The sequence below is a fragment of the Pseudomonas sp. Teo4 genome (assembly GCF_034387475.1).
Classification (GTDB): Bacteria; Pseudomonadota; Gammaproteobacteria; order Pseudomonadales; family Pseudomonadaceae; genus Aquipseudomonas.
Map to the genome: position 1 here is coordinate 393780 of NZ_JAXCIL010000002.1, position 24906 is coordinate 418685.

22 protein-coding genes are annotated in these 24906 nt (G+C 62.1%); 15 read left to right on the forward strand and 7 right to left on the reverse strand.

The window, feature by feature from the left end; translation table 11 throughout:
• Nucleotides 1–2 precede the first annotated feature (2 nt).
• From PspTeo4_RS18175 to PspTeo4_RS18215, 9 genes are all read left to right on the forward strand, one after another.
• On the forward strand, nucleotides 3–2069 hold the full coding sequence (locus PspTeo4_RS18175) for a TonB-dependent copper receptor (protein ID WP_322365310.1): 2067 nt from the start codon (nucleotides 3–5) through the stop codon (nucleotides 2067–2069).
• Nucleotides 2070–2127: 58 nt separating this feature from the next.
• The gene (locus PspTeo4_RS18180) at nucleotides 2128–3492 is read left to right on the forward strand and encodes a PepSY domain-containing protein (RefSeq protein WP_322365311.1); all 1365 of its coding nucleotides are present in this window, start codon (nucleotides 2128–2130) and stop codon (nucleotides 3490–3492) included.
• A gap of 147 nt (nucleotides 3493–3639) precedes the next feature.
• Nucleotides 3640–5040 (forward strand): D-serine/D-alanine/glycine transporter, encoded by a 1401-nt coding sequence (gene cycA / locus PspTeo4_RS18185; protein ID WP_322365312.1) that lies wholly within the window; start codon nucleotides 3640–3642, stop codon nucleotides 5038–5040.
• Nucleotides 5041–5328: 288 nt separating this feature from the next.
• Nucleotides 5329–6594, forward strand: coding sequence for an urea ABC transporter substrate-binding protein (urtA, locus tag PspTeo4_RS18190; protein WP_322365314.1), 1266 nt, complete (start codon nucleotides 5329–5331; stop codon nucleotides 6592–6594).
• Between the two features lie 106 nt (nucleotides 6595–6700).
• A complete protein-coding gene (gene urtB, locus PspTeo4_RS18195) occupies nucleotides 6701–8221 on the forward strand; it encodes an urea ABC transporter permease subunit UrtB (RefSeq protein WP_416196984.1) in 1521 nt (506 codons plus the stop codon).
• Nucleotides 8221–9300 carry an urea ABC transporter permease subunit UrtC gene (gene urtC, locus PspTeo4_RS18200; protein WP_322365316.1) on the forward strand — a complete coding sequence of 360 codons (1080 nt, stop codon included), beginning with the start codon at nucleotides 8221–8223 and terminating at the stop codon, nucleotides 9298–9300. Before urtB ends, urtC begins: the two co-directional genes overlap by 1 nt.
• A complete protein-coding gene (urtD, locus tag PspTeo4_RS18205) occupies nucleotides 9297–10154 on the forward strand; it encodes an urea ABC transporter ATP-binding protein UrtD (protein WP_416196964.1) in 858 nt (285 codons plus the stop codon). Before urtC ends, urtD begins: the two co-directional genes overlap by 4 nt.
• A 143-nt stretch (nucleotides 10155–10297) precedes the next feature.
• Nucleotides 10298–10996: an urea ABC transporter ATP-binding subunit UrtE gene (gene urtE / locus PspTeo4_RS18210; protein WP_322365317.1), complete on the forward strand. Its 699-nt coding sequence runs from the start codon at nucleotides 10298–10300 to the stop codon at nucleotides 10994–10996.
• 31 nt (nucleotides 10997–11027) lie between these two features.
• Nucleotides 11028–11543: an N-acetyltransferase family protein gene (locus tag PspTeo4_RS18215; RefSeq protein WP_322365318.1), complete on the forward strand. Its 516-nt coding sequence runs from the start codon at nucleotides 11028–11030 to the stop codon at nucleotides 11541–11543.
• Nucleotides 11544–11628: 85 nt separating this feature from the next.
• Here PspTeo4_RS18215 and PspTeo4_RS18220 read toward each other — a convergent pair whose 3' ends face one another.
• Nucleotides 11629–11934 carry a chaperone modulator CbpM gene (locus PspTeo4_RS18220; protein ID WP_322365319.1) on the reverse strand — a complete coding sequence of 102 codons (306 nt, stop codon included), beginning with the start codon at nucleotides 11932–11934 and terminating at the stop codon, nucleotides 11629–11631.
• 2 nt (nucleotides 11935–11936) lie between these two features.
• Nucleotides 11937–12887, reverse strand: a complete 951-nt coding sequence (gene cbpA, locus PspTeo4_RS18225) for a curved DNA-binding protein (RefSeq protein ID WP_322365320.1) — start codon at nucleotides 12885–12887, stop codon at nucleotides 11937–11939.
• Between the two features lie 163 nt (nucleotides 12888–13050).
• On the opposite strand from cbpA, the gene PspTeo4_RS18230 reads away from it, so the two are divergent.
• Entirely contained in the window at nucleotides 13051–14322 is a 1272-nt protein-coding gene (locus PspTeo4_RS18230; protein ID WP_322365321.1) for an Hsp70 family protein, read from the forward strand.
• A gap of 125 nt (nucleotides 14323–14447) precedes the next feature.
• Here PspTeo4_RS18230 and PspTeo4_RS18235 read toward each other — a convergent pair whose 3' ends face one another.
• The 3 genes from PspTeo4_RS18235 to PspTeo4_RS18245 all read right to left on the reverse strand — a co-directional run bounded on the left by PspTeo4_RS18235 (nucleotide 14448) and on the right by PspTeo4_RS18245 (nucleotide 16752).
• The gene (locus PspTeo4_RS18235; RefSeq protein ID WP_322365322.1) at nucleotides 14448–15455 is read right to left on the reverse strand and encodes a hypothetical protein; all 1008 of its coding nucleotides are present in this window, start codon (nucleotides 15453–15455) and stop codon (nucleotides 14448–14450) included.
• 71 nt (nucleotides 15456–15526) lie between these two features.
• Complete coding sequence (locus PspTeo4_RS18240) at nucleotides 15527–15799, reverse strand: PsiF family protein (protein ID WP_322365323.1); 273 nt, start codon at nucleotides 15797–15799, stop codon at nucleotides 15527–15529.
• A gap of 62 nt (nucleotides 15800–15861) precedes the next feature.
• Nucleotides 15862–16752, reverse strand: a complete 891-nt coding sequence (locus PspTeo4_RS18245) for a triacylglycerol lipase (protein WP_322365324.1) — start codon at nucleotides 16750–16752, stop codon at nucleotides 15862–15864.
• Nucleotides 16753–16876: 124 nt separating this feature from the next.
• Here PspTeo4_RS18245 and osmE point away from each other — a divergent pair, with 124 nt between their 5' ends.
• Together osmE and PspTeo4_RS18255 are read left to right on the forward strand one after the other, a co-directional pair.
• Complete coding sequence (gene osmE, locus PspTeo4_RS18250; protein ID WP_322365325.1) at nucleotides 16877–17218, forward strand: osmotically-inducible lipoprotein OsmE; 342 nt, start codon at nucleotides 16877–16879, stop codon at nucleotides 17216–17218.
• Nucleotides 17219–17265: 47 nt separating this feature from the next.
• A complete protein-coding gene (locus PspTeo4_RS18255; protein WP_322365326.1) occupies nucleotides 17266–17796 on the forward strand; it encodes a ferritin-like domain-containing protein in 531 nt (176 codons plus the stop codon).
• A 764-nt stretch (nucleotides 17797–18560) separates the two neighbouring features.
• Here the strand turns inward: PspTeo4_RS18255 and PspTeo4_RS18260 are convergent.
• Entirely contained in the window at nucleotides 18561–20627 is a 2067-nt protein-coding gene (locus PspTeo4_RS18260) for an AsmA family protein (protein ID WP_322365327.1), read from the reverse strand.
• A gap of 341 nt (nucleotides 20628–20968) precedes the next feature.
• Between PspTeo4_RS18260 and PspTeo4_RS18265 the strand changes: the two genes are divergently transcribed.
• The 3 genes from PspTeo4_RS18265 (at nucleotide 20969) to PspTeo4_RS18275 (ending at nucleotide 23576) form a co-directional block, all read left to right on the forward strand.
• The gene (locus PspTeo4_RS18265) at nucleotides 20969–21556 is read left to right on the forward strand and encodes a phage infection protein (protein WP_322365328.1); all 588 of its coding nucleotides are present in this window, start codon (nucleotides 20969–20971) and stop codon (nucleotides 21554–21556) included.
• A gap of 122 nt (nucleotides 21557–21678) precedes the next feature.
• Nucleotides 21679–22311: a TetR family transcriptional regulator gene (locus PspTeo4_RS18270; RefSeq protein WP_322365329.1), complete on the forward strand. Its 633-nt coding sequence runs from the start codon at nucleotides 21679–21681 to the stop codon at nucleotides 22309–22311.
• A gap of 164 nt (nucleotides 22312–22475) precedes the next feature.
• Nucleotides 22476–23576 carry an AGE family epimerase/isomerase gene (locus PspTeo4_RS18275; RefSeq protein ID WP_322365330.1) on the forward strand — a complete coding sequence of 367 codons (1101 nt, stop codon included), beginning with the start codon at nucleotides 22476–22478 and terminating at the stop codon, nucleotides 23574–23576.
• 88 nt (nucleotides 23577–23664) lie between these two features.
• On the opposite strand, the gene PspTeo4_RS18280 is transcribed toward PspTeo4_RS18275, so the two are convergent.
• A complete protein-coding gene (locus PspTeo4_RS18280) occupies nucleotides 23665–24432 on the reverse strand; it encodes an SDR family oxidoreductase (RefSeq protein WP_322366887.1) in 768 nt (255 codons plus the stop codon).
• Nucleotides 24433–24906: the final 474 nt, after the last annotated feature.

Below are 24906 nucleotides of genomic sequence, written 5' to 3' on the forward strand. Positions count from 1 at the left end.
CTATGTCCGGCTGCACCCCTGTTTTTGTCTTGTCCCTGCGAGGGACACTCGCCGCGTTGTGCGGCTCGCTGCTCACCCCGATGGCCCTGGCCGCCGACCTCGGCCATGAAGGCCATGAGCACGAGCACGCCGAGCTGAGCCCGACGGTCATCACCGCCGTCGCTCCCAGCTCGCCACTGACTGTGGTCACCAACCCGAAAGACCCACGCCAGCCGGTGCCGGCCAGTGACGGCGCCGACTACCTCAAGACCATCCCCGGCTTTTCGGCGATCCGTTCCGGTGGCACCAACGGTGACCCGGTGCTGCGCGGCATGTTCGGCTCACGGCTGAACATCCTCACCAACGGCGGTGTGATGCTCGGCGCCTGCCCCAACCGGATGGACGCGCCGACCTCCTATATTTCACCGGAAACCTACGACCGCCTGACCGTGATCAAAGGCCCGCAAAGCGTGATCTGGGGGCCTGGCGGCTCGGCGGGCACCATTCTGTTCGAGCGCGAACCGGAGAAATTCGGCACCCTCGGCAGCCGCGTCAACGCCAGCCTGCTGGCTGGTTCCAACGGCCGCTTCGACAAGGTGCTCGACGCCGCCGCCGGCAACAGCCTGGGTTATGCCCGCTTCGTCGGTAACCAGTCGCGCTCGGATGACTATGAGGATGGCAACGGCGACACCGTGCCATCGCGATGGGACAAATGGAACGGCGATGTGACCCTGGGCTGGACACCAGACCAGGACACCCTGCTGGAGCTCACTGCCGGCAAGGGCGACGGCGAAGCACGCTACGCCGGGCGTGGCATGGATGGCGCGCAGTTCAAGCGCGAGAGCCTGGGCCTGCGCTTTGAAAAATCCAACCTGGGCGAGGTGCTCGACAAGGTCGAGGCGCAGGTCTACTACAACTACGCCGACCACGTGATGGACAACTACAGCCTGCGTACTCCGTCAGGCACCGGCATGATGGCCGGGCCGATGGCCGCCGCCGTCGAACGCCGTACGTTGGGCGCGCGCATCAAGGCCACCTGGCGCTGGGCCGATGTGCAACTGATCAGCGGCATCGACGCGCAGACCAACGAGCACCGTGCACGCAGTGCAATGGGTGTCGACACCTACAAGAACGAGCCTTGGGACAAAGACGCCGACTTCCACAACTACGGTGCGTTCGGCGAACTGACCTGGTACGCCACCGGCGAAGACCGCCTGATCACCGGCGTGCGTCTGGACCGCGCCTCGGCCAGGGACTTTCGCGATGACAGCGCCACCAACGGCAACACCCGTGCCGACACGCTGCCCAGCGGGTTCGTGCGTTATGAACACGACCTGGCGGCGCTGCCAGCCACCACCTACATCGGCCTCGGCCATGCCCAGCGCTTCCCCGACTATTGGGAGCTGTTCTCCCCGGACCAGGGCCCTGCCGGTTCGGTCAATGCCTTCGACAGCATCAAGCCCGAGAAGACCACCCAGCTCGACTTCGGCATCCAGTACCGCGATGAGCGCCTGGAAGCCTGGGCCTCGGGTTATGTCGGGCAGATCCGCGACTACATCCTGTTCGACTACCGCACCGGCATGATGGGCATGACCTCCACCCAGGCGCAGAACATCGACGCTCGCATCATGGGCGGCGAACTGGGGGCTGCCTACAAGCTGACCGAAAACTGGAAAGCCGACGCCACGTTGGCCTACGCCTGGGGCAAAAACAGCAGCGACGGCAAGGCCCTGCCGCAAATGCCACCGCTGGAAAGCCGCCTGGGCCTGACCTACAGCCGCGACACCTGGAGCGTCGGCGCCCTCTGGCGCTTGGTGGCGGCGCAGAACCGCATCGCCGAGAACCAGGGCAACGTGGTGGGCAAGGACTACCAGAAAAGCGCGGGCTTCGGCGTGTTCTCGCTCAACGGTGCCTACAAGGTGAACCACAACCTCAAGCTCAGCGCAGGCGTCGACAACCTGTTCGACAAAACCTACGCCGAGCACCTGAACCTGGCAGGGAATGCCGGGTTCGGCTACCCGGCCATCGATCCACAGCCGGTGAACGAGCCAGGCAGGACCTTCTGGACCAAGGTCGACTTCAGCTTCTGACAACAACAACCGGCGCGCTTTCGGGCGCGCCTCTCAGCTGGTCAAACAGGAGGTTCCCATGAGCGGAACACGTGTTTCTTTCTACAACCTGGCCTGGCGCTGGCATTTCTACGCAGGGCTGTTCGTCGCACCCTTCATGATCCTGTTGGCGATCACCGGGATCATCTACCTGTTCAAACCGCAGCTCGATCCGCTGATGTATCGCGACCTGATGGTGGTCGAAGCCGGCACACAGCGACAGGGCGCCGACACCCTGCTGGCCGAAGTACGCCAGGCCTACCCGCAAGGCCACGTGGGCCAGTACCTGCCGCCAGTCAACGCCGAGCGCAGTGCGCAGTTCGTGGTGCACGACGGCGGCCACGAGTTGAACGTGTTCGTGAACCCCTACAGCGGCAAGATTCTCGGTGATCAGGATGCCAAGCAGAACCTGCAGGCCATCGCCCGTGCCCTGCACGGCGAGCTGATGGTCGGCACGGTCGGCGACAGGCTGGTGGAGTTGGCCGCCGGTTGGGGCATCGTGCTGGTGGTATCTGGCCTGTACCTGTGGTGGCCACGTGGGCGCACCAGTGGCGGTGTCTTATGGCCAAGGCTGTCTGCCCGTGGCCGCGTGTTGTGGCGCGACCTGCATGCGGTCAGCGGGTTCTGGGGCTCGGCGCTGCTGCTGATGATGCTGCTCAGCGGCATGACCTGGACCGGGCTGTGGGGCAAGCAGTACGCCGACCTGTGGAACCGCTTTCCGGCGGCCATGTGGAACGATGTGCCGAAGTCCGACCAGCAGGCCGGTGAGCTCAACAACGCCCACCGCCAGACGGTGCCCTGGGCCATGGAGAACACGCCGATGCCGCAGTCTGGTGCCCATGCCGAACACGCCGGGCACCACATGATGTCGAACAAGCCAGCGGCGCCCCAGGTGAACCTGCAACAGGTCGAGGACCTCGCCAACGCACGCCAGGTCGAACCGGGCTACAGCATCACTCTGCCGACCACTGCCGATGGCGTGTTTACCGTCTCGGTGTTCGCCGACGACCCTCGCAACGACGCCACCCTGCACGTTGACCAGTACACCGGCCAGGTGCTGGCCGATGTCCGTTGGCAGCATTACAGCCCAGTGGCCAAGGCCACCGAGTTAGGTGTCATGCTGCATGAAGGGAAGATGTTCGGGGCGCTGAACCAGATCATCATCCTGCTGGTGTGCCTGATGATTCTGCTGGGCTCGGTCAGCGGGCTGGTGATGTGGTGGAAGCGCCGGCCGGTCGGTGGCATGGGCGTGCCGCCACTGCGTCATGACCTGCCGCGCTGGAAGACGGCGGTGGTGGTAATGCTGGCACTGGGGGTGGTTTTCCCGCTAGTGGGCGTTTCGATGCTGCTGATATGGATAGCCGACAGCGTGTTGGTGCGACGCAGAGTATTGGCCCAGGCATAAGCTCATAGCGAGCCCATCGCCGGCTTACCGGCGATGGGACTGCTACCCAAAAGTCGAGTCGATCTGTCGCGCCCCGAGCTGAAACGTCCGTGTTAGCCTTGCCGGCTACCTCTGACAAGCAGACTGACTCTCAATGGAATGCAGCCTATGACTTCAACCTCACCTGCTGACGACCAGCACCTGCAACGCAACCTGACCAACCGCCACATCCAGCTCATCGCCATTGGCGGTGCCATCGGCACCGGCCTGTTCATGGGTTCGGGCAAGACCATCAGCCTCGCCGGCCCTTCGATCATCTTCGTCTACATGATCATCGGCTTCATGCTGTTCTTCGTCATGCGTGCCATGGGCGAACTGCTGCTGTCGAACCTCAACTACAAGTCGTTCATCGACTTCTCCGCCGACCTGCTCGGCCCCTGGGCAGGCTACTTCACCGGCTGGACCTACTGGTTCTGCTGGGTGGTCACTGGCATTGCTGACGTGGTCGCGATCGCCGCGTACACCCAGTTCTGGTTCCCCGACCTGCCGCAGTGGATACCCGCGCTGACCTGCGTGGCGGTACTGCTGTCGCTGAACCTGGTCACGGTGAAGATGTTCGGCGAGCTGGAATTCTGGTTCGCCCTGATCAAGATCGTCGCCATTCTCGGTCTGGTCGTCACTGGCCTGTACATGGTCATCACCGGTTTTGAATCACCCAACGGGCGCACCGCGCAACTGGCCAACCTGTGGAACGACGGCGGCATGTTCCCCAATGGCCTGATGGGCTTCTTCGCCGGTTTCCAGATCGCCGTGTTCGCCTTCGTCGGCATCGAGTTGGTCGGCACCACGGCCGCCGAAGCGAAGAACCCCGAGCGCACCCTTCCACGGGCGATCAACTCGATCCCGGTACGGATCATCGTCTTCTATGTACTGGCGCTGATCGCAATCATGGCCGTGACACCCTGGCGTGACGTGGTACCGGGCAAGAGCCCGTTCGTCGAGCTGTTCGTGCTGGCCGGCCTGCCGGCGGCGGCCAGCATCATCAACTTCGTGGTGCTGACCTCGGCTGCCTCGTCGGCCAACAGCGGCGTGTTCTCCACCAGCCGCATGCTCTACGGCCTGGCCCAGGAAGGTGATGCACCACAAGCGTTCGAGAAACTGTCGCGCCGCGCCGTACCGGCCAACGGCCTGTACTTCTCCTGCACCTGCCTGCTGCTTGGGGCGGTGCTGATCTACCTGGTGCCCAACGTGGTCGAGGCGTTCACCCTGGTCACCACCGTGTCGGCGGTACTGTTCATGTTCGTCTGGACGCTGATCCTGCTGTCCTATCTCAGCTACCGCAAGAACCGTGCGGCGCTGCACCAGGCATCGACCTACAAGATGCCGGGCGGACGGTTCATGTGCTATGCGTGCCTGGTGTTCTTCGCGTTCATCCTGGTGCTGCTGAGCCTGGAGGACGACACCCGTGCGGCGTTGCTGGTGACGCCGATCTGGTTCGTGCTGCTGGCCGCCACTTACCAGGGCGTGCGCAGCAAGCGGCATCCGCGTAGTGCCGTTCGCGAGAACTGATCAACCACTGGGGCTGCTCTGCAGCCCATCGCAGGCAAGCCAGCTCCCACAACAATTGCATTGCTCTAGAGGCCAACGCCATACCTGTGGGAGCCGGCTTGCCGGCGATGGGCCGCTGTGCGGCCCCAATGCTGTGCATGCAAAACATTCAAGCACCAAACTGGATCCACTTCGCGCCCTAATACCTCGCACAGCCCCTCTATTACGGCTCTTTCGCCGCTAGGCACACCCCTTGCAACACCCCTCTCCGAGTAGCCAACACCACAACAAACTCATCGGAGAGAGCACATGAAGCGTCGCAGTCTGATCAAGGCTTTTACCCTCAGCGCGTCTATCGCGGCGATGGGCCTGAGCTGGAGCATCCAGGCCGCCGAGACCATCAAGGTCGGCATTCTGCATTCGCTGTCCGGGACCATGGCGATTTCCGAGACATCGCTCAAGGACATGGCCTTGATGACCATCGAAGAGATCAACGCCAAAGGTGGTGTAAACGGCAAGATGCTCGAGCCGGTGGTAGTGGACCCGGCCTCCAACTGGCCGCTGTTCGCCGAAAAGAGCCGCCAGCTGCTGACCCAAGACAAAGTCGCGGTGGTGTTCGGCTGCTGGACCTCGGTGTCGCGCAAGTCTGTGCTGCCGGTGTTCGAAGAACTCAATGGCCTGTTGTTCTACCCGGTGCAGTACGAGGGTGAAGAGATGTCGCCGAACGTGTTCTACACCGGCGCTGCGCCCAACCAACAAGCGATTCCGGCAGTGGAATACCTGATGAGCGAAGACGGCGGCAGTGCCAAGCGCTTCTTCCTGCTGGGCACCGACTACGTCTACCCGCGCACCACCAACAAGATCCTGCGCGCCTTCCTGCACAGCAAAGGTGTGGCCGACAAGGACATCGAAGAGGTCTACACGCCGTTCGGCCATGCCGATTACCAGACCATCGTCGCCAACATCAAGAAGTTCTCCGCTGGCGGCAAGACCGCCGTCATCTCCACAGTCAACGGCGACTCCAACGTGCCGTTCTACAAAGAACTGGCCAACCAGGGCCTGAAGGCCACCGACGTGCCGGTGGTGGCGTTCTCGGTGGGTGAAGAAGAACTGCGCGGCATCGACACCAAACCGCTGGTGGGCCACCTGGCGGCATGGAACTACTTCGAGTCGGTGGATAACCCGGTGAACCAGAAGTTCGTCGCCGACTGGAAGGCCTATGCCAAGGCCAAGAACCTGCCAGGCGCCGACAAGGCGGTGACCAACGACCCGATGGAAGCCACCTATGTGGGTATCCACATGTGGGCGCAAGCGGCTGAGAAAGCCAAGTCGACCGATGTCGACAAGGTCCGCGAAGCCCTGGCCGGGCAGACCTTCAAGGCACCGTCGGGCTTCACCCTGACCATGGACAAGACCAACCACCACCTGCACAAGCCGGTGATGATCGGCGAAATCCAGGACGACGGTCAGTTCAGTGTGGTGTGGGAAACCGAGCAACCGCTGCGGGCGCAGCCATGGAGCCCGTTCATTCCGGGTAACGAGAAACGGCCTGACTATGCGGTGAAAGGTAACTGAGTGCCCTGGGGCCGCTTTGCGGCCCAATCGCCGGCAAGCCGGCTCCCACAAGGTAATCACTGCCCTTGAGAGCTGTGCAGGACCTGTGGGAGCTGGCTTGCCAGCGATGAATCCACCGCCGATTTCCAGGATTACCCGCATGCTCAGACTACTGCTCACCCTTCTCCTGCTGTTGCCCCTGGCAACCCAAGCCAGCGAAGGCGAATTCTTCCTCACCGCCAAGCCCGCCGAGCAAGCGCAACTGCTCGAAGGCTGGGCGGCGCAACCCGATGCCGCGCGCCTGCCGCTGCTGGAAAACCTGCGCCAGGGCCGTATTGCCGAAGGCGACACCCGCAAAGTTCGCCTGAACAACCGTCTGCGCGGCCTGATCGACAACGCTCTGGCCAGCCACCAGTTGCTCGGCGACAACGTCGAAACCCGCCTGGCCGCTGCCCAGCAGTTGCAAAAAAGCGCGCAACCGGCGCAGATGGCCTTCCTCGACCGCCGTTTCGCCAGCGAACCCGATGCCGCCGTGCACGCCGCCCTTGGCTTGGCACTGGCCAACCTGCAACTGGGCGCCAGCGAACCCGCAGTACGCCTGGCCGCCGTCCGGCTGCTCGGCGAAACCGGCGACCCTGTGGCCCGCACCCGCCTGGAAGCACTGTTGCAGCCCGGTGCAGAGACCGACGCCAACGTACGTACCGCCGCTGAAACCAGCCTGGCGCAGGTCAAACGCAAACTGCTGTTCGGTGAACTGCTCGGCCAGGCCTTCAGCGGCCTGTCACTGGGTTCGATCCTGCTGCTGGCCGCCCTTGGCCTGGCGATCACCTTCGGCCTGCTGGGTGTGATCAACATGGCCCATGGCGAAATGCTGATGCTCGGCGCCTACAGCACCTATATGGTCCAGGTCCTGATGCAACGCTATGCCCCTGGTGCCATCGAGTTCTATCCACTGATCGCGCTACCTGTGGCCTTCGCCGTCAGCGCCGGGGTCGGCATGGCGCTGGAGCGCACCGTCATCCGTCACCTTTACGGCCGTCCCCTGGAAACCCTGCTGGCGACCTGGGGTATCAGCCTGATCCTGATCCAGGCCATTCGCCTGATCTTCGGCGCGCAAAACGTCGAAGTCAGCAACCCGGCCTGGCTGTCTGGCGGTATCCAGGTGCTGCCCAACCTGGTGCTGCCGTACAACCGCCTGGTGATCATCGGCTTCGCCCTGGCCGTGGTGCTGCTGACCTGGCTGCTGCTCAATCGCACCCGGTTGGGCCTGAATGTGCGCGCCGTCACCCAGAACCGCAACATGGCGGCTTGCTGTGGCGTGTCCACCGGCCGTGTCGACATGCTCGCCTTCGGCCTTGGCTCCGGCATTGCCGGGCTTGGCGGCGTGGCCTTGAGCCAGGTCGGTAACGTCGGCCCCGACCTGGGCCAGAGCTACATCATCGACTCGTTCCTGGTGGTGGTGCTCGGCGGTGTCGGCCAACTCGCCGGCAGCCTCTGGGCAGCCTTTGGCCTAGGCATCGCCAACAAGCTGCTGGAGCCGCAGATCGGCGCGGTACTCGGCAAGATCCTCATCCTTGCGTTGATCATTCTGTTCATCCAGAAACGCCCGCAAGGCCTGTTCGCCCTCAAGGGACGGGTAATCGACTGATGAACCAGCCACTGCTTGTTACCGCTTCGCAAAAGGCCGGGCCGCGCCTGACCCTGGCCATCGGTGCCCTCGTCGTGCTGGTGCTGGTGGCACTGCCACTGCTGTCGCTGCTGCCGAGCGACAACGCCCTGCAGGTCTCGGCCTACACGCTGACCCTGGTCGGCAAGATTCTCTGCTATGCCATCGTCGCCCTGGCACTGGACCTGGTGTGGGGCTATGCCGGGCTGCTGTCGCTGGGCCACGGCCTGTTCTTTGCCCTGGGCGGATACGCCATGGGCATGTACCTGATGCGCCAGGCTGCTGGCGACGGCTTGCCCGGGTTCATGACATTCCTGTCGTGGACCGAGCTGCCATGGTATTGGGCCGGCACCCAGCATTTCGCCTGGGCCTTGTGCCTGGTGGTGCTGGCGCCCGGGCTGCTGGCGCTGGTGTTCGGCTTCTTCGCCTTCCGCTCGCGGATCAAGGGCGTGTACTTCTCGATCATGACCCAGGCCCTGACGTTCGCCGGCATGCTGCTGTTCTTCCGCAACGAAACGGGCTTCGGTGGTAACAACGGATTCACCAGCTTCCGCACCATCCTGGGCTTCGATATTGCCGCCCAGGGCACCCGGGCGGTGCTGTTCCTGCTCACCGTCGGCCTGCTGCTGGCCAGCCTGTACCTGTGCTGGCGCCTGACCCAGAGCAAGTTCGGGCGCTTGCTCACCGCCGTGCGCGACGCCGAGAACCGCCTGATGTTCTGTGGCTACGACCCGCGTGGTTTCAAGCTGCTGGTGTGGGTGCTGAGCGCGGTTTTGTGCGGCCTGGCCGGCGCCTTGTACGTGCCCCAGGTGGGCATCATCAACCCCAGCGAGATGTCGCCGACCAACTCCATCGAAGCCGCCGTATGGGTGGCCCTGGGCGGGCGCGGCACGCTGATCGGCCCGCTGCTTGGCGCGGGCCTTGTCAATGGCATGAAGAGCTGGTTCACCGTGGCCTTCCCGGAGTTCTGGCTGTTCTTCCTCGGCGCGCTGTTCATCCTCGTGACCCTGTACCTGCCCAAGGGCGTGGTCGGCCTGTTGAAGAAAAGGAGCCAGCCATGAAAGGCGTGCCCCCCGTGCATCCCGAATTCATGCTCGAACCGGTGTTCGACAACCTGGGGCCCAGCCGCGACGCCATCGGCCTTGGCCAGGCTCGCAAAGCCGGCCTGGACACCCGCCACGGCACGGTGTTGAGCCTTGAAGACATCAGCGTCAGCTTCGATGGCTTCAAGGCCCTCAACGCGCTGAACCTGTACATCGGCGTGGGCGAACTGCGCTGCATCATCGGCCCCAACGGCGCGGGCAAGACCACGATGATGGACGTGATCACCGGCAAGACTCGCCCTGATACCGGAAGTGCCTACTTCGGTGACACCCTCGATCTGACCCGCATGAGCGAGTACCAAATTGCCCAAGCCGGGATTGGCCGCAAGTTCCAGAAACCAACGGTGTTCGAGGCGCTGACGGTGTTCGAGAACCTGGAACTGGCGCTGAAAACCGACAAGTCGGTGTGGGCCAGCCTGGCAGCGCGGTTGAGTGGTGAACAGCGCGCACGCATCGAAGAGGTGCTGACCACCTTGCGCCTGTTGCCACTGGCCGAGCGCCAGGCGGGGTTGCTGTCCCATGGCCAGAAGCAGTTCCTGGAGATTGGCATGCTGCTGGTGCAGGAGCCGCAGCTGTTGCTGCTCGACGAGCCGGTGGCGGGCATGACCGATGCCGAGACCGAGTTCACCGCAGAGCTGTTCAAAGGCCTGGCCGGCAAGCATTCGCTGATGGTGGTGGAGCATGACATGGGGTTCGTGGGCAGCATTGCCGACCATGTCACGGTGCTGCACCAGGGCAGCGTGCTGGCAGAGGGGTCGCTTGAGCAGGTGCAGGCGGACGAGCGGGTGGTCGAGGTGTATCTGGGCCGCTAGGTATCGAAACCTGTGCCGGCCTCTTCGCGGGTAAACCCGCTCCCACAGGTTCGGTACTGGTCTTGAGAACCGTGCAGTCCCTGTGGGAGCGGGTTTACCCGCGAAAGGGCCGCTACAGGCAACGCAGAATCCAGGAGCCGCACATGCTAAAGATCGATTCCCTGCACCAGTTCTACGGCGGCAGCCACATCCTCCGTGGCCTCTCCTTCGAAGCCAAGGTCGGCGAGGTAACTTGCCTGCTGGGGCGCAATGGCGTGGGCAAGACCACCCTGCTGCGCTGCCTGATGGGCCTGGTAGCGTCCCGCGAGGGCAGCATCGAGTGGGAAGGCAAGGCCATCACCGCACTCAAGCCCCAGCAACGGGTTCATGCCGGCATCGCCTATGTGCCCCAGGGCCGCGAGATTTTTCCGCGCCTCACCGTCGAAGAGAACCTGCTGATGGGGCTGTCACGCTTTCCTGCCCGCGAAGCACGCGAGGTGCCCGCGTTCATCTACGAGCTGTTCCCAGTGCTTGAGCAGATGAAGCAACGCCGTGGTGGCGACCTTTCCGGCGGTCAGCAACAACAGCTGGCCATCGGCCGTGCCCTGGCCAGCCGCCCACGCCTGCTGATTCTCGACGAGCCCACCGAAGGTATCCAGCCCTCTGTGATCAAGGAGATCGGCGCGGTAATCCGTCGCCTGGCAGAACGCGGCGACATGGCCATCCTGTTGGTGGAGCAGTTCTACGATTTTGCCGAGGAGCTGGCCGACCAGTACCTGGTCATGGCCCGTGGCGAGATCGTTCAGCGCGGGCGTGGCGAAAACATGCAGGCAGAAGGTGTGCGCGGGCTGGTAACCATTTAATCTGCGAGCAATGTTCCTGCGAGACGCTGTCATGAGTCACTTTATCCGCGACGCCCAGCCCGCCGATGTAGCGGGCATCCTCGATATTTACAACGATGCCGTGCGCAACACCACGGCGATCTGGAATGAAACCCCGGTGGACCTGGCCAACCGCCAGGCCTGGTTTGAAGCGCGGGCGCAACAGGGTTACCCGATTCTGGTGGCGGTGGACGACAGCGGCGTGCTGGGTTATGCCTCGTTCGGCGACTGGCGGCCGTTCGAAGGTTTTCGTCAGACCGTTGAGCACTCGGTGTACATCCGCGATGACCAGCGCGGCAAGGGCCTGGGGCCGTTGCTGATGGCTGCGCTGATAGAGCGTGCGCGGGGCTGTGGCAAGCATGTGATGGTGGCGGCCATCGAGAGTGGCAACGCGGCGTCGGTGCGCCTGCATGAGCGGCTGGGGTTCGTGGTGACCGGGCAGATGCCGCAGGTGGGAGTGAAGTTCGGCCGCTGGCTAGATCTGACTTTCATGCAACTGGTGTTGAACCCGGGGGCGAAGCCGGCCTGAGACTCGAAGTTGTGAGGAACTAGCCGGCTCCTGCATTGACCGTGTGGGAGCCGGCTTGCCGGCGATGAGGCCGGAACCGGCAACATCACACCTGGATAAACCGCCCCAACCGCTGCCTCAGCATGCTGTTCTCACTGCGCAATTGCTGCAGCTCCTGCAGCAGCTCCAGCGCCAGCGCCACCCCTTCCCATTCCAGCTCCAGCTCTTGATGCAGCTTGACCGCACGCTTGGCCAACAACGGCGCCTGGTCATCGAACAGCCAGTCTTCCGGCGTTCGCCCTGAAGGTTCAACAATGCCGTGCTCGACGATTTCAATCACGTAGTCGGCCGTGATATCGGCCTCCTGGCAAAGGGTCCGCATGTCCAGTTGAACGATCAGGGTGCTGCTCATGATCAGTTACTCCAATGGGTCCTCGGATTGAACGCAGCCTTCTCGGAAAGCTTGGTCCACAGTTCGCGGGTAGCCGCGTCGGATGTCGTCGGCATGACCACCTTGAGCTGCGCGTAGAGGTTGCCGCGCTCGCCCTGCTTGTTCGCCAGCCCCATGCCTGGCACGCGCAAGCGCTGGCCGCTCTGGCTGTCGGGGCGGATGGTCAGGTTGATCTTGCCGGTCAGCGTCGGCACCGCCACCTTGGTGCCCAGGGCCGCTTCCCACGGCGCCAGCGGCACGGTGATGATCAGGTCATGACCTTCGACATCGAACAGCGGGTGCGGTGCCATGCGAATGGTCAGGAACAGGTCGCCATTGGCCCCGCCGCCACTGCCCGGCGCGCCCTGGCCCTTCAGGCGAATACGCTCGCCGTCGGTCACCCCGGCCGGAATCTTCACGTTCAGGGTCTTGGTGGTGAACCCGGTGCGCTGACCGGCGGCGTTGGTCTGCGGCACCTGGAAGCTGATCTGCTTGGATTCCTTGCTCAGGGTCTCCTCAAGGAAGACCGCCAGTTCCAGTTCCACGTCCTGCCCTCGCCTGCCTGCGCTGCGCTGTTGACCACGGCCTCCGAACGGGCTGCCGCCACGGGAGCCGAAGATCGAGCTGAAGAAGTCGGAGAAATCGCCGCCTTCGAAACCGCCGCCACCACCACGGTTCTCCCAGCCCGGCGGGGCCTGGAACGGCCGGCCGTGTTGGCCGCCATACTTGCGAATTTCGTCGAACTCGGCGCGTTTCTGCGCATCGCCCAGCACTTCGTAGGCCTCGTTGGCCTCCTTGAATTTCTCCTCGGCGTCACGCTCCTTGCTGACGTCGGGGTGATACTTGCGCGCCAGCTTGCGGTACGCGGCCTTGATCGCCTTCTCGTCCGCTGTGGGCTCTACGCCAAGTATCTTGTAGTAGTCTTTGAAGTCCATCTGTGGATCACCAGTGTGAAATTTCGTGTTGCTTCTGAAGATTGGGGTCAAGCATAGCCTTTCAAGCTTTGCTTGGCTTTGCTTGACGGCAGACAGCCGGTCTTGATTCTGTTGCCAAGTGGCATAAACTGCGCGGCCGTTTTGCCTCCGGAAGCCTTTTCCCATGTCTGACGTATCACCGGCCCGCGCCCTCGGCATCGACTTCGGCACCTCGAACTCCACCGTCGGCTGGCACCGCCAGGGCGCTTCGTCGCTGATCGCCCTTGAAGACGGCAAGATCACTTTGCCCTCGGTGGTGTTCTTCAACATCGAAGAACGTCGCCCGGTATACGGCCGTCTGGCGCTGCACGAGTACCTGGAGGGCTACGAAGGCCGTCTGATGCGCTCGCTCAAGAGCCTGCTGGGTTCCAAGCTGATCAAGCACGACACCAGCGTGCTGGGCAGCGCCCTGCCGTTCAAGGACCTGCTGGGCATGTTCATCGGCGAGCTGAAAAAGCGCGCCGAAGCTGACGCAGGCCGCGAATTCGACCAAGTGGTGCTGGGCCGTCCGGTGTTCTTCGTCGATGAAGACCCAGCCGCCGACCAGGAAGCCGAAGACACCCTCGCCGAAGTAGCGCGCAAAATTGGCTTCAAGGACGTGTCGTTCCAGTACGAACCTATCGCCGCAGCCTTTGACTACGAGTCGGGCATCAGCCGCGAAGAGCTGGTACTCATCGTCGATATCGGCGGTGGTACTTCAGACTTTACCCTGATCCGCCTGTCGCCGGAGCGCCACCAGGTGGCCGAACGCCAGAGCGACATCCTCGCCACCGGCGGCGTGCACATCGGCGGTACCGACTTCGACAAGCAGTTGAGCCTGCAGGGCGTAATGCCTTTGTTCGGCTATGGCAGCCGGATGAAAAGCGGCGCGCTGATGCCCACCAGCTACCACCTAAACCTGGCCACCTGGCACACCATCAACGCCCTTTACTCGCAGAAGTCGCAACTGGCGTTGGGCAGCATGCGCTACGACATCGAGGGCACCCTCGGCATCGACCGCCTGTTCAAGCTGATCGAACAGCGCGCCGGGCACTGGCTGGCTATGGAAGTGGAAGCCAGCAAGATCGAGCTGACCGACCACGACAGCCGCCGCATCGACCTGGGCCGCGTCGAGCGGGAGCTGGGTGTTGACCTGACCCGCGCACTGTTCGAGGCGGCCATCGAGGGGCTGCTGGAGCGTGTACGCGGCAGCGTGACCGACCTGCTGGGCAAGGCTGGCGTCACTGCGGACCAGGTGGATACCGTGTTCTTCACTGGTGGTTCCAGCGGGATTCCAGCGCTGCGTAACAGCGTGGCGGCGATGCTGCCCAATGCACAGCATGTGGAAGGCAACATCTTCGGCAGCATTGGTAGCGGGTTGGCGATTGAGGCGCGCAAGCGTTACGGCGCGGTCTGATAGAGCTTGGGGCTGCTTTGCAGCCCATCGCAGGCTTCGCCAGCTCCCACGAACACAGGAAATGAGCTGTGCCCGTGGGAGCTGGCGAAGCCTGCGATGGGCCGCACAGCGGCCCCATGAAGAGGTCAGACCAGCTCGGCCCGCTTCAACTCACTCTTCAGATACGCGTAATACACAGGCCCCGCCACCACCCCCGGCAGCCCGAATGCCGCCTCGAACACCAGCATCGCCAGCAACAGCTCCCAGGCCTTGGCACTGATCTGCCCACCCACGATCCGCGCGTTGAGGAAATACTCGACCTTGTGGATAACGATCAGATAGCCCAATGCCGCCGCCGCCACCCAGATCGACAGTGACAGCCCGACGATGGTGATCAGGGTGTTGGACATCAGGTTGCCGATCACCGGCAACAGGCCCAGCAGGAAGGTCAGCACGATCAGCGTCTTGGTCAGCGGCAGGTGCACGCCGAACAGCGGCAGCACCACTGCCAGGAAGATACCGGTGAACACGGTATTGAGCAGCGAGATCTTGATCTGCGCGAAGACGATGTTGCGAAACGCCTGCACCAGCAGGCTCAGTCGCTCGAACAGCGCCGCCGCCAAGGGTTTGCGCCGGGAAATGTCGGGAATGCGCTGAAGGGCGACGATGGCCCCGAGGATCATGCCGATCAGCAGGGTCACGAACATGTGCGCCATGCCCTTGCCCACCAGCTGCAGATCGCTCAGGTGGCTTTTGATCCAGTCACCGATGGCCACTTTGAACTCGGCGGCACTGGCCGGCAGGTAACCTTCGATGAACGGCGGCAGCTGGCCACGGGCGCGTTCCACCAGGCCCATGAACTTGTCCAGCGAGGCGCCGGGGTTCTCTGCCTCGTGCAACAGGAAGCTGAATGCACCGGCAATCAATAACGTCAGGGTACTGACCACCAGCGTGCCCAGCAGGGCCACGGCCAACCAACGCGCGCGCTGCCCGGCAATGACCGGCTGCAGTCGGGGCGTGAGCATGTTGACCAGCTCGAACACCAGCAACCCGGCCAGCAGGCTGGGCAGCAATTTCAGGGGCAGCGCCAGCAACAGGCCGGCAAACACGATGATCCAGCTGGCCAGGGTGACCTGGCGGGGGGTGAAGGTCATACAGCCTCAGCGGCAGACAACGGAAAAGACCCGCAGTCTGCCAGCCTTCGTCCTACAGGCATAGGCACAGGTCATTTCTTCTTCAGGCAGTCGCTCATGAAGGCCTTGCGCTCGTCGCCCTTGAGCGCCTTGGTGGTGGCGTCGGCGTTGCAGGTTTTCATCTTTTCCTGCTGGGTCGCCTTCAGGCATTTGCTCATGAATGCCTTACGCTCGTCACCCTTGAGGGTTTGTTCGGTGGCTTCGGCATTGCAGGTTTTCATCTTCTCCTGCTGCGCCGTGGCGGCGAATCCTTGCCCACAGATCAACACACCCAACACCAGCACAGGCACTTGCAGCATCTTCATGGAGTGGTCTCCTTGTCTCCGCACCCGATGCACGGACGTGGGGCTGAGTGTAGTAGCTTTTTTTACAGCCCCGCCGCCTTGAGCCGGGCTGCGTGTTCGGTGAACAGCCGCACCGGTTCGGCGCCTTTGCCCACTGCGCCAAGTTGCTGATTGACGATGTCCAGATGGTCGAGTGGGTAGTCATCACCAATCACTTTCCCAAGGTGCGAGCTGAAGCGCCCGACCATGCCGTCGCAGTGCCCATGCTCTTTAACGAAACTGCGGGCGAACAGGCGGCAGAAGCGGTTGCTGCCATCGAACCGGTTACGACCCCGGTCGGTCAGCCCAGGTTGCAGCGTACCCGACCAGGAATAGTAGCGAACGCCGTTGACCTCTTCCGGCCCTTCACCACCCCAGGTTTGCGGCAAGCCTTGTGGATAAGTCTGGTTGAACAGCGCGACTCCGGCGCTGGTCAGCGACTGGTGCGAGGCATGTACGTCGATGGGCAGCGGGTCGCGCCGCCAGCTGGTTTCCAGCCACACCAGCAGCACTGCAAGGCCGTGCAGCAGCGCTTTGAGCACGCGTCCTTGAGGGGAGTCACCAGGGGCGACGCGCTCCAGGTGGTCAGCCAGCTCCGAGCCGTGGTTGGGCCCAGCCACCGAGGTCACCGAAGCGACTCGATCCGGGCGTTTGGCCGCCGCATAACGCGCATCCAGCGCCCCTTGGCTGTGGCCGATGAGGTTGACCTTTTCCGCGCCGGTGCGCTTGCAGATGTCTTCGATGATGGTCAGCAATTGCTTGCCGCGCACCTCGCTGGAGTGCACGGGCGACACCTGAACCGGAAACACCTGCGCCCCACCGCGGCGCAGGGCCGGGACGATGCCGAACCAGTAAGGGTAGAGCAGCACCCGCACGAACCCGAGCATGCCCGGCACCAGTACCAATGGGTATCGCGTTGCCAATTCCTGTGCCATTGCCCCAGCCCTTGTCCGTGGACGACGGCCTAACACTACCGCGCTGCCAATGAGCACCGCAATCGAACTCCCGGCGGGCGCTGTGGTTCCAAACCAGAACAGACCCTGAGCAAGGAGCGGGACCATGTACAAGCAGACCCTGGCCATTCTTCTGGCAAGTACCGCGTTGGCCGCGTGTGGCAGTCGCCCGGAAAACCCGGTGGACTATGTCACCTACCGTGACGAGCCGCTGGTGAAGCAGGTTGAGCATGGCATGACCATGCAGAAAGTGATCGCCATCGGTGGCAGCCCTTCGAACGTGATCGACCTGCCCCACGGCGGCACCTGCAACGACTACATCCTCAACCGCGACGGCCACCAGCAGCCTTACTACGTGCGTTTCGACGCGACCGGCCATGTCGATGCCAAGGGTTTCAAGACCTGCAAACAACGTGAGGAAGACAGCAAGGCCACCCGCGGCGCATGAACCTTCCCGACACCTGACCACCCGTCCTGATCTGTTTGGAGACCACCATGAGCAACGTTGAACTGACCGATGTGAACACCTTGCGCAAGCGGGCCCGCCAGCATGTCGAGCAAGGTGCCGTGACCGAGGGGTACCAGGCTGACCGCGAAACAATCCTGCGCCTGCTCAACGAGTCGCTGGCCACCGAGATCGTCTGTACCTTGCGCTACAAGCGGCACTACTTCATGGCCATTGGTATCAAGGCCGGTGTGGCGGCGGCGGAGTTTCTGGAGCATGCCAATCAGGAAACCGAACATGCGGACAAACTGGCTGAGCGGATTGTGCAGTTGGGGGGTGAGCCTGATTTCAATCCAGATAACCTGACGAAAAACTCGCATGCTCAGTATGTGGCGGGGAAATCGCTGAAAGAGATGGTGTTGGAAGACTTGGTGGCTGAACGGATTGCTATCGACAGTTACCGGGAGATCATTCAATACATCGGTGACAAAGACCCAACTACGCGGCGTATCTTTGAAGATATTCTGGCGCAGGAAGAGGAACACGCTGACGATATGTCGGACTTGCTGCAAGGTCTTTAAGCTTCAAGCTTTTGCTTTGCTTTGCTTTGCTTTGCTTTGCTCTTGCTTCTAGTGCGCGCTAGTTCAGGCGCCACAAATTGCGACGTCAGGAGGCCGAGCGGAGGTCTTGCGGAGGGAGGTGACGGCCATGGATGGCCGTCAAGCGCTGCGGCCCAGGATGGGCCGTACAGCGCGGTCCTCCCGGGAGCAAGACCGGAGCGAGGGAACCCCGAAGCGCAGCGTAGGGGCCGGATGTAGGAGCCAGACTTTTTTGGTTACTTTTTGGGGCGTTTGCCAAAAAGTGACCCGCTGTAAGAGCGGAAAGGTGATTAAGCGTCGCCTTGGCAAATGGATATGCTTGCAAATTTAAAAACCAACTTCAAAACAAAAAACAAAAAACAAAAAACAAAAAACAAAATTAAGCGTAGGCATCTATACAGCGTGAATATCCATTTGCCATGGAGGCGCTTATTCACCTTTTCGCCTTTACGGCGACCTACTTTTGCTCTTGGGCAAAAGTAGGCAAAAACCGCTCGCTCCTACATCCGGCCCCTGCGCTTCGCTCCGGGGTACCCTCGCTCCGGTCTTGCTCCCGGGAGGACCGCGCTGTACGGCCCATCCTGGGCCGCAGCGCTTGACGGGCATCCATGCCCGTCACCTCCCTCCGCAAGACCTCCACTCGGCCTCCTGAAGTCGCAATTTGTGGCGTCTGGACTATCGCGCACTAGAAGCAAAAGCAGAGCAGAGCAAGGACCTATACATGTGCAGTTCGCTGGGGATGATCGCTATTTCTTACCCTTCACCGCCGTAGGCGCCTTCCCTGCCTTCATCTGCTGCAACAACGGCGTACATTGATTCGGCTCATCACCACTACTCGGAGCAATCAAAGCCAACAACCCTGCCGCCGGCCCCGCAACAACCCCAAGCGCCACCATCCCCGCCCCACGCAGCGCCAACGGCACCGCCTGCACCCCCGCACTGGGCTTGGCAAACGGCCCGCGCACGTAAAGCGGCGAGCGCAGCGAGAACAACCGCAAGCCCTTGGACTCCGGCGTAATCTTCAAATCGAGCTGTTCACTGGCAAAATTGGCCGTGCCATCGATATAGATGATCGCGTTCTCGGTATCGAAGATGAACAAACGCGTCGTCGCCAGACCATTCTTGATCCCCACATCCGCCGCCGCACAGTTGATCTTCACGTCCTCATCGCCGAACAACTTGCCAATCACGTAGTTACCCACATTGAGCCCGGCGATTTCCATCAGGCTGCGGCTGATCGCGCCATCGTTGATCAGCATGCGCAAGTCACCATTGGCAGTGCCCAGCAAAGCCGCTATCGAGTTGCCACGGCCACTGATGTCCGCATCACCGTTCAGCTCACCAAAACTGGTCTGCATCGGCGCGAAGCTGGGGAACAGCTGTTTGAGCTTGAACCCCCTGGCAGTCAGCTTGGCGCGCCCCTGCAGAGGCACGTTGCGACCGTCCAGGCGAATATCGGATGCCAGGTTGCCGCCCGCCACACCAAATCGCAGCGGCTCCAGGCGGAGCAAACCATCGTCGAGAATCACGTGGGCGGACAAATCAGTGAAGGGCAATTGCGCACTGTGGACAATCCGCTTGCCGCTGAAGGTGACGTCGGCATCCATGGCACGCCAGCGCTCGGTACGAAACTCCTCCACAGGCAATACCTTGCCCGAGGGCTGTTTGCTGGCCCCGCCCCGGGCCTTTTGCTCGGCGTTGGAGTCAGCACCAATCAGTGGAGCCAGGTCCTTGAACAACAGCTGGTTGGACACCAGGTTCCCGGATAGCTTTGGCCGGGGCTGACTGGCGACAAAAGCCAGGTCGCCATGGATGTCGCTGTCACCGATCTTGCCGTTGAAATCCTGGTAATGGAACGTCGCACCATCCGGCGCATGCAGGTTGGCGCTCAGGCGGCCGTCAGTGGAATACGCCGGGGTATCCGGCAGGGTTACGCCAGTCAGCGGATAAAGGTTACCCAGGCTTGCGCCGGACAAGCGCAGACGCAAATCCAGGGCTCCCAGATTGCGCGGGTCGGTCAAGGTACCCGCCAGCACCACATGGGTGTCGGCAATGCGCACGTCGGCTTGCAGCGGGAACGGCTGGCTGGCGTCCTGCAAGGCCAGCAGACCGCCAATCTTGCCCGTGCCAGACACCGGTTGACCCTTGTAACGGCCCTGGGCCTTGAGGCCGAACGCGTAATCCTGGGCGCCGCCTGCCTTCTCGGCACGGGCTTTGCCGACGATGTCACTGAACGGGATCGGCTTGCCCAGCGGGTCGATCTGCACCTTCATGCTGGTTTTCAGGGTCTGATCGTCGACACTGACATTACCTTGGTCGAATCCGATGGCTCCGATATCCAACTGCCAGCTGGACGGCGCTTCGCTTTCATCCTTTGGCCCGAAGTCGAAATTCCAGTTGGCACGGCCGTCGGCCAAGCGGGTGAGGCTGGCGGTGGGCTTGGTCAGGTCGATACGGGGGATGACGATCTGCTGGAAGATCAAAGGCAGCGGCGACAGACGGAACTCCACACGCTCCAGACCAACCATCTTCGGCTCCTTCAACCAGTCTGGGTTACCCAGAGTCAGGTCTTCAGCGATGAAGCGCGGCCATGGTACCCAGGCCCGCCAGCCACCCTCTTGCGGCTCGGTGCGCCACTGCACGGCCAGGTTGCCATTGATCGCGAAGGGCCGATGCAGGGCTGCGGAAACCTTCTCGTTGAGCAGTGGTTTGACACGATTCCAATCGAACGTGGCAATCACCACCACGATGATCGCCAACACGGTCAAAAGGCTGCTGAGGGTCCAGACGAGTATTCTGGCGGGACGCGTCATTGCGTGAGTCACCTGACGGCATGGCACAAAACAAGCACAACAGTGGCACTTAGTAATTCGGACTAATGAAAACCCGCAGGGTTTTATCGGCGCGGCCATGATAACCAAGTTTTTCCTGGCGGCCGGCTCAGCTTTTGGTCTGGACGCCCCCTTCGCACACCGACGGAAACACAGTAGCCAATTGCCTTCTAATGACCTGAAACAACCGCACTAGAGCCACTGCAAGTCTCTATCAATCCTGTCGATTGTCACCATTACCCTTATGAACTTCTCTCTGGCGTTACCAAGCGTAGCATTGGCTTCGTACCCACTTTTCAGCCCCCGAGAGGAGCAACCCAATCATGAAACGCCATCTGCTGACCCTGACCCTGTCCATCCTTGCAGCCAACGCTTTCGCCATGCCAGCTGACGATCAGCACCTGACCGCTGAATCTCGCTCCAGCGCCGCTGAAATCGCCCAGCCTCTGAAAACCCTGGCAGAAGGTGGCGCTGACCGTCTGCAAGAACGCGCTGGCCGTGTCGCTGAAGGTGGCTCGGATCGCCTGATCGAACGCACTGGTCGCGTCGCCGAAGGTGGCTCGGATCGTCTAATTGAACGCACTGGCCGCGTCGCTGAAGGTGGCTCGGATCGTCTGATCGAGCGTACTGGCCGCGTCGCTGAAGGTGGTTCGGATCGTCTGATCGAACGCACTGGCCGCGTCGCTGAAGGTGGCTCGGATCGTCTGATCGAACGCACTGGCCGCGTCGCTGAAGGTGGCTCGGATCGTCTGATCGAACGTACTGGCCGCGTTGCCGAAGGTGGCTCGGATCGTCTGATCGAACGTACTGGCCGTGTAGCCGAAGGTGGCTCGGATCGTCTGATCGAACGCACTGGCCGTGTAGCCGAGGGTGGTTCGGATCGCCTGGTCGAAATCAGCCGTGTGAGCTGATCACCATGGCCGAAAAGAACAATCCCACGCAAAGCGCCTGCTCCCCTCCAAGCCCGGTCCATTGACCGGGCTTTGTTTTTTTATCCAGAATGCCCAGCCGTACAGTCACAGAATTCGCCCCCATGCTGCCTCGCGCCGAACAGAAGCTACAGACCCGCCAGGCCCTGCTGGATGCCGCCTGCCAGTTGATGGAGAGTGGCCGCGGGTTCGGCAGCATCAGCCTGCGTGAAGTGGCCAGGGCCGCTGGCATCGTGCCCACCGGTTTCTACCGGCACTTCAGCGACATGGATGCCTTGGGCTTGGCCCTGGTCGCCGAAGTCGACACTACCTTCCGTCAGACCATTCGCCTGGTGCGGCACAACGAGTTCGAACTCGGCGGCATCACCGACGCTTCGGTCCGCATCTTCCTTGACGTGGTCGCCGCCCACCGCGCCCAGTTCCTGTTTCTGGCCCGCGAACAATACGGCGGTTCACAGGCGGTGCGCCAAGCCATTGCCGGACTGCGCCAGGGCATCAGCAACGACCTGGCCACCGACCTTGGACGCATGAAACGCTGGCATCATCTGGACGCAGCTGCTCTGGCCGTGATGGCCGACCTGGTGGTGAAAACCGTGTTCGCTACCTTGCCCGAGTTGATCGACAGCCCAGAGCCGGGTTATCCACAGGTGCTGACACCACAAGAGAAGATCACTCAGCAGCTGCGCTTCATCTTTGTCGGCGCCAGGCATTGGCAGGGGTTGGGCAACCCAGGCTGATCAATTGCCTGCACAGCCCCTTTCGCGGGTAAACCCGCTCCCACAGATTACGAAGGCTACTGTGCACTGTGGGAGCGGGTTTACCCGCGAAAGGGCCGGCGCGGCCAACCCACTACCCCACTTCTGCTAACATGGCGCACTGCCCGATTGCGACGAGCGCCTTCATGTCCGACCCCCGCCCTACCCTGTCCGAGCTGACCACCCGCTTCCAGCAGCACTTCGCCGAGCGCATCGTGCCGCTGTGGCAAGGCCCGGGTTGGAACGCCGACATGGCCTTGCCCTACGAGGCGCTCGACGACCAGCATCGCCCGCTACCGGTCCAGCGCTACCGTGCCATGGCCTGCGCCCGCCAGCTGTACCTGTTCAGCAGCCGCATCGAGCAGCCCGGTGCAGCGGAACGCGCCGCCGCGCTGTTCCGCTCCCTGCAGCGGCACTTCCATGATGCCGAGCATGGCGGCTGGTTCTACAGCATCGATGCTGATGGCAAGCCACTGGACACGCGCAAGGACCTCTACACCCACGCCTTCATCGTGTTCGCCTGCGCGCACTACTGGGGCAAGGTTCGCGAGAGCCTGGTGGAGTCCACGCTTAACGCGGCCCTGACCGTCGTCGCCGAACAGTTCGCCCGTGACGACGGCCTGTATGAGGCCAGCCTGGGTGAGGACTGGTCGGACCTGGGCAGCGGACCACTGCAGAACCCGCAGATGCACCTGGCCGAAGCCTTTCTTCAGGTGTTGGCAGTGCGTGACGATGATGGCGTGCAACAGGCACTGTTGCAGCTGTGCGATGCATTGCAGGTGCACTTCATCGAGCCTGAACACGGCCTGATGCTGGAAAAACCGCGCGGCGCTGTGGATAACTGGTTCGAACCCGGCCATCAGTTCGAATGGTTCTACCTGCTCGATACCTCGGCACTGCTGCGCGGCACGCCACTGCATGCATCGATAGACCGCGCTTTCGGTTATGCCGAGCAATGCGGAGTGAAGGATGCGGCCGTGCTGGCCATGCTGGATGTGAACGGCAAGGTGATCGATGCCACCCAGCGGATCTGGGCACAAGCAGAGTACCTGCGGGCGCTGGTATTGCGTTCCGGGGGAATGGCTAAACTGCCGGCACAGCTGAATGCGATGGCACAGCAGTTCCTGCATGCTGGCGGCTGGTATGAGTGCCGGGATGGTGAAGGCGCCGTCAGCCGGCACGACATGCCTTCGACCACGCCCTATCACCTCGCGACCTGCCTGGAAGGGCTACTGCGGCTGAGCTGACGCATTCGCGGGACAATCCCGCTCCCACAGAACTGCAAGATGGTCGCGGTCCCTGTGGGAGCCGGCTTGCCGCGATCAGGCCGTCAAATCAACCCTTGGCCGAACGGTCGATCGAGAACCCTGCCCAGTCCTGACTCACCGGCATCAGTTCAAGGCTGTTGATGTTGATGTGCGCCGGCTGGTTGAGGATCCAGAAGATCGTGTCGGCGATATCCTGCGGTTGAATCGGCTCGGCACCTGCGTAGGTCGCATCATATTTCGACTGATCGCCACCGAAGCGCACCAGCGAAAATTCGCTTTCGCACAGGCCCGGCTCGATGTTGCTGACCCGCACGCCAGTGCCGCGCAGGTCACAGCGCAGGCTCAACGAGAACTGGCCGACGAAGGCTTTGGTGCCGCCATACACGTGGCTGCCGGGGTACGGGTAGTTGCCGGCCACCGAACCCACGTTAAGGATCGACGCACCACGGCCGTGTGCAATCAGACGCGGCAGCAACAGGCGCGTGGTGTACATCAGGCCCTTGATGTTGGTATCGACCATGGTTTCCCAATCGTCCAGGTCGCACTTCTGCGCCGGGTCCGCCCCCAGCGCCAGGCCTGCGTTGTTGACCAGGCCACGCAGCTTCTCGAAGCCTGCGGGCAGGTTGGCGATTGCCTCTTCCATGGCTTTGCGGTCACGTACATCGAGTACCAGGCCGTGCACTTCAGTCTTGGCCGACAGTTCGGCGCACAGGGCGTCCAGGCGCTCCTTGCGTCGACCCGTAAGGATCAGCTTCCAGCCCGCCTCAGCAAAACGCCGGGCAGTGGCCTCGCCAAAACCGGAGGTCGCGCCTGTGATGAATACGGTGGACGTCATGCTCTGTTCCTCGCTGTGGATTATCGTCGGCAGGGTTTGCAGCATGCCCTCAGGCAGCGTTGGCAGCAAGCCGTCATCAACACTGGTCATTTTTTGTACATATACGCCAAACCCTTGTCATAGAGGGGCCAGCGCTAGGTATGCATAACTTATCCACAAGGCTTTCCCCATGGATTGGGGGCAACTCGTCGGGGCCGCGGAACCCTTTCAGCGGATCATGGTCGCCTACGGATAACTCCGTGATGGCGCAAGGCTTTCAAACATGCCGCTTGCAGCAGTCTGTCCAAGGCTTTCCCACAGAGTTATCCACAGGAATTAACAGTATTTCCTTAGCCGTGGCCTGTGCAAAAAATGCCTGAAAAATCATCCACAAAGCATGCCTGATCAAAAAATGATCAAAGCCTTGCAGGCCTCATGATTAAAGGGATTCAGCGAGGTGCCACCATGTTTTCCACAGGCGGCTCCACATTATCC